Here is a 13,572-nt window from a genome sequence, read left to right on the forward strand (position 1 = left end):
ATGTTATAGGAAAACTTCTAGACGAAGAGACTGTACAAAACACAATTGATCTTATGGATTATAATTGGCATTGAATGATTACACTATAAATTGGTTTTGAATTGGTAGGTTAAGTTATATATAATAAGGTATATATAAGGTGGTGAGTTGATTGAATAACTTTATTTGTGAACGTAGAGTATATAAAAATACTATGGTAAAACACTCTCATGTATATGCACAATTAATAATTCCGCTTCATGGGATTCTTAGTATTAAAACAAACAACAGAAATCTTGAACTGGACGATAAAAATATATTTTTTCTACCACCAGATTGTGGGCATACTTTTAAAGCTTGCAATACTAATGAATTTTTAGTTTTAGATATACCAAACTATATGCTTAGCAATGAAGGTAATAGTAAACTTAAAGAGGAAATACAATATTCATTAGATGAGAAGTGGAAAGCTATAAGATTTTTAATACTAAGTGAGTTAGATAGCAGTAACAAAGGGCAAGGGTTAACAAGATTATTTCACTACTTTTATCCGATGATTTTAAACAAAAAAACTTCAGCTTCAATCCAGTATATTAATGAGCATTTCAATGAGGACATAGATTTTAAAATGTTGGCAAACATTGAGCATTACAATGTAAGTTATTATAGTGAATGGTTTAAAAAAGTTAATAAAGTTTCACCAATCGAATATATAAAAAAGTTAAGAATAGAAAAGGCAAAAGAATTGCTTACAAATACAGATTTTAATATTGCAAGGATTGCACTAGAAGTCGGATACAGTCATCATTCTTCTCTTACAAGAGTTTTTAAGGAATATGAAAAAATATCACCAGCAAACTTTAGACTAGAAAACCGAAAATTAGATAAAGAATAACCTGGTTTATGAAAAGAAAGTTTTTTAGTTTAGTGTAGAATTAAGGATATAAGAATAATGTAAGAGGTGATAGAATGTCTAGTATTGATGATTTTAATAAATTAGATATAAGAGTAGGAGAAATTATTAGAACAGAAGTATTTAAAAATGCGAAAAAACCAGCTTATAAACTTTGGATAGACTTTGGAGATGAAATAGGAATTAAAAGATCCAGTGCTCAAATTACTAAATTTTATGAAGCTGAAGAGTTAATTGGAAGGCAAATACTAGCAGTTATTAACTTTCCTCCAAGACAGATTGCAGATTTTATGTCGGAGGTTTTAGTCTTAGGAGTATATACTGAGCAGGGAGTTATATTGATTCAGCCAGATCAAAAGGTAAATAAAGGAGATAAACTAGGATAACTGAAAATGCAAAGTGGTAGCTTTTTATAGACATTCACGGTCAACATTTAACTTATACCAAAAGTATTTAAATGTACCTTCCAGAATGTCAATATATCCCTACGTATAAGTTAATTGTCTGCATGAGTATCTATAAGTGTACCACTTTTTTTGTTACCCTAAGTGAAGAAAGTGAGTTATATGAATTAGAACAGCTGTTGTTAAATTATCAGATGCTGAATTACACAAAATAATATAGCAGGGGTATTGTATAATTATGCCTTTCAATGTATAATGATGTTTATAATAAAGTTATACATAGGTAGGGGGAAATTGAAATGCTTAAAAATACGTTAAAGAAGATTGTTGGGGTTTCATTAATGATGACAACAATCATTGCTTTCACAGCTTGTGGAAACAAACAAAATTCGTCAACAGACAATGCACAAGATAAGTCACAATCTGCAGCCATGCAAAAGATTAAGAAAAGTGGAAAGCTTGTTATTGGTACCAGTGCTGATTATCCACCATATGAATTCCATAAATCAGTAGATGGAAAAGATGAGATTGTAGGATTTGATATTGAAGTTGGAAAACAAATCGCTAAGGATCTTGGTGTTCAGCTAGAAATAAAAGATATGAAGTTTGATGGATTACTTGCTGCATTAGACCAAGGAAACGTTGATATAATTGTTGCAGGCATGAATCCAACTGAAGAAAGAAAGAAAAGTGTAGATTTTTCAAATGTATATTATACAGCAGTACAAAGTGTAATACTTAGAACTTCTGACAAGGATAAAATTAAATCAATTGATGATTTAAAGGGAAAGAAGGTAGCTGTACAAAAAGGAGCAACACAAGAAGAAATAGCTAAGAAGCAAATGCCAAATTCTCAAGCTATAGCTCTTCCAAAAATATCAGACTTAATTTTATCATTGAAAAATAATAGAGCTGATGCAGTAATAGTAGAGTTACCAGTAGCAACTTCTAATGTAAATTCAAATAAAGATTTATTTATATCTGACATAAAAGTGCAGAATGAAGTAGAAGGTTCTGCAGTAGCAGTGAAAAAAGGAAGTACAGATTTAGTGCAATCAATAAATAAAACAATAGACAGATTAACAAAGGATAAGAGCATAGACAAATATGTTACTGATGCGACTAATTCAGTAGAGTAGAAGATAAATAATAGATTTTTGCATAAAGTGTTGGGTAGTAAGATGCCTAGCACTTTATTTATACTTGTTTATTGCTAATGTTTTCTAGAAAATATCTGCTGGATATGGCGGAGAATGAGGTGCGAATATGATTACAACAGATAAATATCCTTTACTTGAAATAAATTTAAATAAAATATACGAAAATGCTAAGATCATTGTAGAAAAATGCAAAGAAAATAGAATTACCGTATCTGGCATAATAAAAGGAGTTAACGGAGAAGAGCGCGTGGCAAAGGAACTTGTGAGAGCAGGGTGTACTTACATAGCGAGTTCTCGATTAGAGCAGTTGAAAGAGTTAAGAGAAAAAGGTTACAAGATAGATACTATGCTCATACGCATACCTATGAGAAGTGAACTTGAAGAACTGGTTCAGTATGCAGATATAAGTTTGAATTCAGAGGGAAGAACTATTCAACTTATAGAAGATGCATGTTGCAAGTATAATAAACAACATGGAGTTGTTCTTATGTATGATGTTGGAGATCTTAGAGAAGGCTTTATAGATGAAAAAGAACTTATAGACCAGGCCTTATATATAGAAAATAACCTTAAACATGTGAAGCTTATGGGAATCGGTACTAATCTAAGTTGTTATGGTTCTATAAAACCTACTCATGAAAATTTAAAACAGGTAACTATATTAGCCGATACTATAAGGGAACTTATAGGAAGAAGACTTGAAATAGTATCAGGTGGAGGAACTACTTCTTTGCCACTTTTATTTAATGGTGAGATGCCAGATGGAATTAGTAACCTGAGAATTGGAGAAGCAATGCTTTTAAATAGAGATTTACCAGACTTATGGGGGACCCAAATACCGGGAATGCATAATGATACCTTTGTATTAAAAGCGCAGATAATTGAAATCAAGGATAAGCCAACATATCCGATTGGAGAGATGTATTTAAATACTTCTGGCAATAAGCCTGTTTATGAGGACAGAGGCATAAGAAAAAGGGCCTTATTAGCTATTGGTAAGCAGGATTTTGTGCATCAGGATAACCTCATTCCTCTTGATGAGAATATAGAGCTTGTTGGAAGCAGTAGTGATCATACGATAATTGATATAGAAAACTGTAAAAATGGATATAAGGTTGGAGACATAGTTCAATTTTATATGTATTATTCTCCGATGTTGTATCTTTGCAACTCAAAATGGGTGAAAAAGAAATATATATAGAAAAGGAGATACACAATGAGTGTTAAGAAATTATTTTGGGAAAATCCTTATTTGACCGAACTTGAAGCAAAAATAATCAGTGTAAAAGGTAATGTTATCACTCTTGATAAAACAATAGCTTTTGCCTTTTCAGGAGGTCAGCAATCTGATGCAGGAACCATAGGAGGATTTCAAATTATAGAAGCCAAAAAAGAAGGAAAAGAAATTTACTATACTATTGAACAAAATCATAATTTAATACCTAATCAAGAGGTTATGGTTATAATTGATTGGGAAAAAAGATATAGATTAATGAAATTACATTTTGCAGCAGAAATTATACTTGAATTAGTATATCAAAACTATAATCATCCTGAGAAAATTGGAGCAAACATAACTGTAGATAAAGCAAGAGTAGACTTTTTATGGGATGGAAAAATTTCTGAGATATTTCCAGAGCTTCAGAGTAAAGCAAATAGTATAATAAATTCAAATTTAGATATAATAAGTGCTTTTGAGGATGAAGAGAAGGAAAAAAGATATTGGTGTATAAAAGGATTTGCAAAAGTATCTTGTGGAGGAACGCATTTAAAGAGAACAGGAGAAATTGGACCTATATATTTAAAAAGAAACAATTTAGGTAGTGGTAAGGAAAGAATTGAGATATACTTAGAAAAATAATAAATCTGTTCTAGTATTGTATAGTTGTAAATTGTGTGTTGTAAAATTCTAATTATAAGGTTTGAAAATTAACAAAATGATAATTTTAAACTATTTTTTTTATTAATATTTCAATTTTCGTATAAATAGTGTATAATAATAATTGTCCTAAGTAATATTTAGATAGTTAACTGTAAAGCTAAACTAATTATATACCTCAGCCGCCAAATACCATTTTAAATTTGGAAATATATAAGTTTAGTTATAGAGTTAACTATCTATATAGCTTAGAGAAAATTAAATTTAGGAAATCAATTTATTCATTTCAATAGCCATGTTTTTTAAGTTTTCTGCACTGCTTGTCAAATCTTCACTTACTGTTACAGTTCTATTTATAGATTTGTTAACTAAATTGAAATCTGATATGGCGTCTCTCATTGTTTCATAAATATTAGAATTAAATGTAACAACGTTTTGAGTTTCTGATAAGAGAGTATTAGTTAACTCGCTTATTTCCTTAATGTTAATTCCTGAGTCCTTTAATCTAGTTAGCATAATCTTTATATTTTCAACGGCATTGTTTATAATAGTATCACCATTATTTATCTTTTCTGAGTTCTCGGTCATAAGACACTCTACCTGAGCAACCCTTTCTTTAACTTCATTAGTAATTAAAGTTGCATCATTTAAGGATGTTCCAGTATCTTCAGCAAGTTCCCTAATTTCATCTGCGACAACTGCAAAGCCTTTTCCAAACTCACCGGCTCTTGCAGCTTCAATTGATGCATTTAAAGCAAGAAGATTAGTCTGCTCGGATATCTGTTTTATTATAAGAAGTATTTCATCAATTTGTTTAGACTTTTCTTCAAGCACCTTTGTGGCATCTAGGGTATTACCTATGCTATTTTTTATAACGCTTATTATACTTAGAGTTTGGTTCAATGCTTCTTCATTTTGATTAGATAATTGAATTAAACTAGTAGAATTATTTTCAGTATCTTTAGACTTTATAGAAATAGATCTATTGGCATCTAAAAGCTGATTAAGTACTTTGGTATTTTCAAAAGAGTCTTTTAATATTTTGTCTGTATCTCTAGAAATAGATTGAGTAGTACTTGATATTTCTTCCATAGAGGCGCTTTCCTCTGAAGCTATGGATGCTAAATTTTCACTTGAACCTAATAAACTTTTGGCAAATTCAGTAGTTTTATTAAATAAATTACTTATATTTTCATTATTGATTCTAAGTTCAGTTTCATTTTTTTCAATGGATTTTAATAATTTGGCTGAAAAGTATGTAGAAGCAAAAAGTCCAAATGAAACTAGAGATATAGAAATTATTCTAAGTATCAATTCTCTTAAAAAAAACTCATTAGTCAGTGTATATGGATTTAAAACAAATAGTATAACTTCTGAGACGATGCTTAGTATAATAGAAGCCATATTGATTTTATTATCTAGGAATAGAGAGCATAATATAATCATATAGAAAACTGTTACCCACAGTTCTTTTGAAGGAATAGTAAAATTCATATACAGAAAGTTTATATAACAAGCTATAAGTGTAGCTATTTTCATGTTTTTGAACATTTTACTATTCAGTTCTCCATCTACAACTGTTAGTTTGTACATAATGTTAAAAGCAAGTATCTCTAAAGATCCTATTAAAAATAAACCGATTAAATAAGGCCATTTAACCTCGTTATATAATCCTAATAGTTTCATTACTGCAAACATTGAACCTGCTAGTAATGCACTTAAGGAATAGATAACTATTACAAACTTTAACGTTTTCACCTGATGTCTAATTATAGTGCTTGTATCAGTAGTCATGTTGCTAATCAGCTCCTCTCAATATCTATTAAAAACCGAAGAAAACTTTTCTGCTTTAATCTCATTTTTAACCAACCTTTTGTTTAAATGTCATAATAATATAAATTATACCATAAATTTCATTTGTACTGGAATTGAAACTTTTTATAATTATATAATTACTCTTAATATAGGCTTAAGTCAGCTTAAAGACAGCAACTCTGGGCCATAAAATTAAGAAAATATGTAGAAAAATAAAAAAACAACATAGTTTTTAAAAAAATATGTTGTTTTTTTATTAAATTGATGATAAAATATTAAACTGGAGTCCCTGCTGTGAAATACACAGCCGTTAGTCCAAGGGGAGGAGGTGAAACTTAATGAGAAAGTATGAAACTATATTTATATTGCACCCATCATTAGACGAAGAAGCTGTTAAAGCTAACGTTGAAAAGTTCAAGGGAGTAATAGAAAATGGTGGTGGAGTAGTAGAAAATATTGATAACTGGGGTAAGAGAAAGCTTGCTTATGAAATAAGCAAAGTTACTGAAGGTTATTATACTCTAGTAAACTTCAACGCTGATCCTGAATTACCAAAAGAGTTAGACAGAGTATTCAGAATTACTGACAGTGTTATAAGACACATAATAGTTAACAATGAAAAATAGGATTAACTACAGCATGTCTGAAGAATTTGTAAGAACTCAAAGTTTTAATTAAAAACATATAGAGGATATAATTCCAATCGATGATGGAGATATCCCATTTTGAAAGGTAAGGAGGGATAAGCATGGCAGATAGAGAAGGCGGAAGAAGAAATTCAGGTAAGATGAGAAGAGCAAAAAGAAAAGTTTGTGCTTTTTGTATGGATAAAGCTGAATTTATAGATTATAAAGATATAAATAAATTAAGAAAATATGTTACTGAAAAAGGAAAGATTCTTCCAAGAAGAATTTCCGGTACTTGCGCTAAGCATCAAAGATCACTTACAGATGCTATAAAGAGAGCAAGAAACATAGCATTATTACCATTTACAACAGACTAATACAAGAGCTGAAGAATAGACTTTGGATATTCTTCAGTTTTTTTATTTTTTGTTAACTGTTGCATCTATAGTGCAACAGTCTTTTTTATTTTACATATAAAGTAATAAATTCAAGTAAAATCATTTTTATTCTTAAGAATACATAAGTGGAATAATTTTTATAAATTGTTTATAATAAGATTAAAGATAACTATGGACAAATTGCCGAGAATTCTTAACAGTCTGTTCTAATTAGAGGAGGAAAGGAAGTGAATAACCCTGATTTATGGCTTGCTGATAGAAAAAATTGAGTAGTTAAATCATGTAAAGCTACCCTTCTATGACAAAGGTAGAATATAAAAATAATTTGTTATAGTTTTAAAAAATCAGGGAATCTAATGAGAGAAACAAAAGAAAATTACAAAATAATGGAGTTAATTTATAAATCTCAGTATGTTACGATTTTTAAGGCGTTGAATATTGAAAAAAATGAAAATGTTATAATTAAAGTATTAAACACTGAACCTAATAATCCAATAAATATATCAAAATTTAAGAACAAATATAATATATTAAAAAAACTTGAAAGTGAATATATTGTAAAAGCTTATGAATTCTTAGAGTTTGAAAATAGACTTTCATTTATATTAGAGGATTTTGGAGGAGTTCCTCTTTTCCAATATGTAAAAAATAATAGCATTGAGCTAAAAGAATTATTGGAAATTGCATTAAAAATAACAAAATGTATTAAATATATTCATAGTAATAATATTGCCCATAGAAATATTAATCCATTTAGCATTATTTATAATTTTGAAAAAAAGATTATAAAGTTGTGTGGCTTTGAAGATTCATCAGAATTTTATTTTGAAACTGCAGAAGCGCTAAATCCCAATATACTCCATAATAAATTATACTATATTTCACCGGAACAGACTGGAAGAATGAATCGTCCAGTGGATTATAGAACAGATTTTTATTCCTTAGGAATTATTTTGTATGAATTAACATGCTCTAAGCTTCCTTTTACTTCTTCTGATTCTGCAGATATAGTTTATTCTCATATAGCTAAAACTCCCTTAGCTATTGATAAAATTAATCCAGATATTCCAACGAGTGTTTCAAAGATTATATTGAAGCTTATAAAAAAGATGCCTGAAGATAGATATAAAAGTGCTTCAGGCATTGAAGCTGATTTACAAGAGTGCATAGACCAATTAGAAGAAAAGGGAACAATAGGAGAATTTGAATTGGCAAAAAACGATGAATCGAATAATTTTGAAATTCCTAAAAAAATATACGGAAGAGATAATGAACTGAAAAAATTATTTAGTATATTTGAAAGAGCAGCTAAAGGAAATACAGAGTTTATCTTTATTGGTGGATATTCTGGAATTGGCAAAACCGCATTGGTAAATGAACTTCATAAACCTATAATAAAATATCGCGGAATTTTTCTTTCAGGAAAATGCGATCAGTATAATAAAAATACTCCTTACTCAGCGTTGTTTGATGCACTTGATAAATTTTGCACTTATATTTTATCAGATTCAGAGAGTGAAGCAAAAAAGTGGAGAAAAAGAATACTAAATTCTCTTGGAAAAAATGGTGCTTTACTTATGAGTGTAATTCCCAAACTGCGGTTAATTATAGGATCACAACCTGAAGTTATAGAAGAGTCTATTGTAGAAACACAGGTTAAATTTAGCATTGCTCTTCAGAATTTATTGAGATCTATATCTTCACAAAGCTGTCCAATTGTATTTTTTATTGATGATCTTCAGTGGATAGATACAGCTTCTTTAGAACTTTTTGAAAAAGTTATTTTTGATAATAGTATTAGAGGATTGATGTTCATTTGTAGTTACAGAGAAAATGAAGTAGATGCATCGCACCCACTAATTAGAACAATTGAAAAAATAAAAAGAAATAACGGTAAAATAGAATATTTACATTTAGATAATTTAGATATTAATGCTGTTACGGAAATGATATTTAATGTATTAAATCGTAATAAAGAAGATTCTCGAAAGCTAGCAAAAATAGTTCATGAAAAAACATTAGGCAATCCATTCTATATTATTGAATTTCTAAAATATTGTAATGAAAAAAAGTTATTGTATTATGATGTACATGAAAAAAGGTGGAGGTGGACTGAAATCGGTATAAGAAATAGTAAAACCTCAGACAATGTTGTGGAGTTCTTAATAGAGAAAATGAAAATGCTTCCTGAAGCTACAAAAGAACTTATTTCAATAGCTGCCTGTATTGGGAATCGGTTTGATATAGAAATGCTTGCAAAAATATCTGGAAAAAGTTTCGAAAATATAAATGAAGACTTAAAACCAGCTATAGCCGGCGAGATAATCTATATCCTAAAAAAATACAGCTTAAAATCTAAAAAAGTAGAATTTTTATTTTGCCATGATAAATTCCAACAGGCAGGATATTTTGATTTATCGGAAGAAAATAAGAAAATTATTCATATGAAAATTGCTAATTATTATGAGAATATAGAAGGACTAACAAATAACTCAAGCCTTTTTTTAGCAGCAGATCATTATTCCAAGATATTAGAGTGTATTAATAAAAAAAACGATATCAAAAGAGTGGTCAATATCTTTTTAAATGCAGCAAAGGCTGCTAGACTTACTTCAGCCTTTGATACTGCAAGACGTTATCTTGAACTTGCAATGGATATTGTTCCAAAGTCTTTAAAAGATAATGCTTCCTTTATGCAGCCTATATATACTGAATACCATCAAGTGCTTTTTAGTTTAGCTGACTTTGAGAAAGTAGATGAAATTTATTTTCAAATAGAAAAAATAATAAAAGATCCTATTAAATTGGTAAATGCTTGCTGTGTACAATTGATCAGCCTTTCAAATAGAAGTCGACATAAAGAGGCTTTTCAGCTAGGGATATCTCTTCTTGAAAAGCTTGGAATAAGTTATCCCGAAGATAAATTAATAGATGTAATTGAAATAGAAATTGAAAAGTACTATTTGTATGAACGTAATGGGAGAATTGAAACACTTGAACAGAAAAAATTTATATCTAACAAAAAAGATAATGCCATTGCAAAGCTTTTAAATAGGATTATTGCAGCTAGTTTCTTTTTCAATCCTTTAGCTTCCTTTTGGGTTGTTCTTGTAAGTGTTAACTTAATGATTGAAAGAGGTATTACTAATTGGGGGTTAGAAGTTTCACCTTCTATAACATTGGTGTTAATTCCACTTAAAAATGATTTTTATACAGGATATAAGCTTTCAAAAAAGGCAATATTTATTTTAGAACAAAATGGGTTCAATGAAGAATTATATAGAATGTATCATGGTTATAGCATTTTGAATTGTCATTGGTTTGAGCCCTTAGAAATGGCTATTTATTATGCTCATAAAGCTTATAAAGGAAACTTGGAAAGTGGTGAATTTGAATTTTCCTGCTATAGCTTTTTTACTACTCAGGCAGGTACATTAGAATGCTGTAATTCTATTTCAGAAATGCAGCTTGAAGTAAAGAACGCCTTTACTTTTATTACTAAAATTGGTAACGTATATGCACAGGAGTCATTCATTACTTTTCTTCAATTAATAAAAGCTTTAAAAGGGGAAACTCGAACATATGGGAGTTTTAATGATAAAGATTTTAATGAAGAAAAGCATTTAGAAGATGTTAACAATAATGGAATGGCAGTAGGAGTTTACTATATTTATAGAACTCTTTCAGCAGTGTTATTCAGTGATTTTAAAGAAGCATATATACTTGCGAAAAAAGCTGATAATTATTTATCGTATGTTACTCCATATTACATAATAGCACTCCATTTCTTTTTAAAAGCTATTTCCATTTGCAAGATTATTGAAGAAACAGAAAATGCAGAAGAAAAACAAATAATGAAAGAAATGTTGGAAGAAAGTAGACAGTGGCTATATGCAAGAGCAAAGGATGCTCCCTTTAATTTTCAACATCTCTATGATATAGTATATGCTGAAATAAAAGCATTAGAAGGAAAATATGATGAAGCTTTTAAACTATATGAAAAGGCAATGCTGGAGGCACAAGAAAATAGAAGACCATACCATTATGCACTAATGTGTGAAATTACAGGTCAAAGATACTTAAAAATGAGCATAAAAAAGACAGCAAGTTTTTATATTAGAGAGGCTTATTCAAGTTTCTTAGAGTGGGGAGCTGTAGGTAAAGCCGAATATATGAAAGAAAAATATAAGGACATATTATTTTCAAATAATAACTTTCAAAATTTATCTATGGAATGCAATGGTTTAAATTGTATAGATTTGAAAGCCATACTAAATGTATCTCAGGCTATTTCTATGGAAATTGAAAGAGACAAATTTCTTGGGAAATTAATGGGGATTGTGATGCAAAATTCCGGGAGCACTAAGGGACACATACTCATAAAAGATGAAAATAGATTGATTCTATCGGTTTCAGGAAGGTTGAATAATGAGTTAGAAATTATTATTGATCATAAAGAAATTGCTTTTGATAGTGCAGATACTAAAAAAATTATACCTATTTCTATGATTAATTATGCAGTGAGAACGAAAGAAGAAATAATTATTGACAGCGTTTCTAGAAGTCAATTTGCATATGATGATTATTTTGAAGAAAATAGTGTTCAGTCTGTAATATGTATACCTATTCTGAAGCAAAATATTTTAAAAGGAGTAGTATATTTAGAAAATAACATATTGTCGAGAGCATTTACTAAAAATAATATTGCAGTATTAAAGATAATTTCTTCACAGGCTGCAATTTCCGTTGAAAATGCCTTTTTGTATACCAAACTTGAAAATAAGGTAAAGGAACGCACTCTTCAGCTGGAGAAGACAATTTTTAAGCTGAAAGAGGCAAATTCTGCTTTGGAACAAGAGATTATCAATAGAATAACTACTGAAGAGGCTTTAAAGGAAAGCGAAAGACAAATTAGTTATTCTAGAGAATATGATAAAATTAAAATAGAGTTTTTTTCAAATATTTCTCATGAGTTAAGAACCCCGATTAATGTCATTTTTTCTGCACTGCAAGCGCATGAGTTAAAGATAAAAGGTTGTGTGGATAAAAACACCTATAAAAATTGTTGTAAATATAGTGATATAATGAAACAAAATTGTTATCGTCTTTTGAGATTGATTAATAATTTAATTGATATAACTAAAATAGACACAGGTTACTTTGGCATCAATAAAATAAATATAAATATTATAAATCTCATAGAAGATATAACTTTGTCTGTAGCCGATTATATTGAAAATAAAGGTTTATCTCTTATATTTGATACAGATGTAGAAGAAAAGGTTATTGCTTGTGACCCAGAGAAAATTGAGAGAATTATTCTTAATTTACTTTCAAATTCAGTAAAATTTACCCAAAGCGGTGGTCATATAACAGTTAACATAGAAAACAGTATTGAAAATATTTTGATAAGAGTAAAAGATACAGGAAGAGGCATTCCAAAAGAAAAGTTAGACTCTATATTCGAAAGATTTGTACAAGTTGACAGATCTTTCACAAGAGATCATGAAGGAAGTGGAATAGGGCTTTCACTTGTAAAAGCATTAGTAGAACTTCATGGCGGAACAATATCAGTAAAAAGTAGATCTGGTTATGGTACTGAGTTTACTATATGTATTCCATGTGAATTAGTTAATGAAATTTATGGTGAAATTCCTTGCAGTGAAGATTTAAGTAAAAGCTATATTGAAAAAATTAATGTAGAATTCTCTGACATATATAAATAAGGATATAAGGTATGAGGGGCTGTTGCACTTAGGTAAGCACAGAAGAAAGTAGACTTATTCTGATTTGATTATCTTAAGTGAGACAACCCCTCGTAAGTATGATAGACACTTAACTTATACTACTTCTATTACTACATCTACATTTCCTCTAATAGCTTTTGAATATGGGCAGTTTTTATGAGCTATATTAGCATATTTTAGAGCTTTTTCTTTGTCTATTCCATCAATTGACACTTGCAGTTTTGCAGCTATTTTCAATCCTTTATCTTCTGGGTCCTCTACTAGTGATACAGTAGCTGTAACAGTAGTTTTTTCATAATCCACTCTGGATTTTTGTAAAACTACTTCTAATGCTCCATTAAAGCAGGTACTGTAAGTGGCTGCAAAAAGTTGTTCTGGATTTGTCAATGTTGTGGCTTCTCCCCCTAATTCTTTTGGCATAGCCACATCTAAACTAAAGGATTTATCTGGTGAATAAACTCTACCTTTTCTTGCACCTACATTAATCATTGTTGACTCATATAAAGTTTTCATAATTTTATCTCCTATTCATAATTTAATTTCATAATCAATAATACATATTGATTAATAATTATTGTTTATAAATTAATATAGCATACTTTTTTTATTAAAGCAACATAACTCATAAAAAAATACAGGGCAAACGCATGA

General features: G+C 29.4%; 10 protein-coding genes. 8 read left to right on the plus strand and 2 right to left on the minus strand.

Features of this window, described 5'->3' with window-relative positions; all coding sequences use genetic code 11:
• Positions 1 to 151: 151 nt before the first annotated feature.
• The 5 genes from I6U48_RS17780 to I6U48_RS17800 all read left to right on the plus strand — a co-directional run bounded on the left by I6U48_RS17780 (position 152) and on the right by I6U48_RS17800 (position 4,317).
• Positions 152 to 874 carry an AraC family transcriptional regulator gene (locus tag I6U48_RS17780; RefSeq protein WP_218321810.1) on the plus strand — a complete coding sequence of 241 codons (723 nt, stop codon included), beginning with the start codon at positions 152 to 154 and terminating at the stop codon, positions 872 to 874.
• A 74-nt stretch (positions 875 to 948) separates the two neighbouring features.
• The gene (locus I6U48_RS17785) at positions 949 to 1,278 is read left to right on the plus strand and encodes a tRNA-binding protein (RefSeq protein WP_218321811.1); all 330 of its coding nucleotides are present in this window, start codon (positions 949 to 951) and stop codon (positions 1,276 to 1,278) included.
• A 317-nt stretch (positions 1,279 to 1,595) separates the two neighbouring features.
• Entirely contained in the window at positions 1,596 to 2,435 is an 840-nt protein-coding gene (locus I6U48_RS17790) for an ABC transporter substrate-binding protein (protein ID WP_218321812.1), read from the plus strand.
• Between the two features lie 127 nt (positions 2,436 to 2,562).
• Complete coding sequence (locus I6U48_RS17795; protein ID WP_218321813.1) at positions 2,563 to 3,657, plus strand: alanine/ornithine racemase family PLP-dependent enzyme; 1,095 nt, start codon at positions 2,563 to 2,565, stop codon at positions 3,655 to 3,657.
• A gap of 15 nt (positions 3,658 to 3,672) precedes the next feature.
• The gene (locus tag I6U48_RS17800; RefSeq protein ID WP_218321814.1) at positions 3,673 to 4,317 is read left to right on the plus strand and encodes an alanyl-tRNA editing protein; all 645 of its coding nucleotides are present in this window, start codon (positions 3,673 to 3,675) and stop codon (positions 4,315 to 4,317) included.
• 282 nt (positions 4,318 to 4,599) lie between these two features.
• Here I6U48_RS17800 and I6U48_RS17805 read toward each other — a convergent pair whose 3' ends face one another.
• Entirely contained in the window at positions 4,600 to 6,129 is a 1,530-nt protein-coding gene (locus tag I6U48_RS17805; protein WP_218321815.1) for a methyl-accepting chemotaxis protein, read from the minus strand.
• 359 nt (positions 6,130 to 6,488) lie between these two features.
• Between I6U48_RS17805 and rpsF the strand changes: the two genes are divergently transcribed.
• The 3 genes from rpsF to I6U48_RS17820 all read left to right on the plus strand — a co-directional run bounded on the left by rpsF (position 6,489) and on the right by I6U48_RS17820 (position 12,900).
• Positions 6,489 to 6,776 carry a 30S ribosomal protein S6 gene (gene rpsF, locus I6U48_RS17810; protein WP_218321816.1) on the plus strand — a complete coding sequence of 96 codons (288 nt, stop codon included), beginning with the start codon at positions 6,489 to 6,491 and terminating at the stop codon, positions 6,774 to 6,776.
• A gap of 122 nt (positions 6,777 to 6,898) precedes the next feature.
• Complete coding sequence (rpsR, locus tag I6U48_RS17815; protein ID WP_218321817.1) at positions 6,899 to 7,153, plus strand: 30S ribosomal protein S18; 255 nt, start codon at positions 6,899 to 6,901, stop codon at positions 7,151 to 7,153.
• Positions 7,154 to 7,530: 377 nt separating this feature from the next.
• Entirely contained in the window at positions 7,531 to 12,900 is a 5,370-nt protein-coding gene (locus I6U48_RS17820; RefSeq protein ID WP_218321818.1) for an AAA family ATPase, read from the plus strand.
• A gap of 114 nt (positions 12,901 to 13,014) precedes the next feature.
• Here I6U48_RS17820 and I6U48_RS17825 read toward each other — a convergent pair whose 3' ends face one another.
• Positions 13,015 to 13,434, minus strand: a complete 420-nt coding sequence (locus I6U48_RS17825; RefSeq protein WP_218321819.1) for an organic hydroperoxide resistance protein — start codon at positions 13,432 to 13,434, stop codon at positions 13,015 to 13,017.
• Positions 13,435 to 13,572 lie beyond the last annotated feature (138 nt).

Origin of the sequence: Clostridium thailandense (assembly GCF_019207025.1) — a bacterium.
In the GTDB taxonomy this organism is placed as follows: Bacteria; Bacillota; Clostridia; order Clostridiales; family Clostridiaceae; genus Clostridium_AM; species Clostridium_AM thailandense.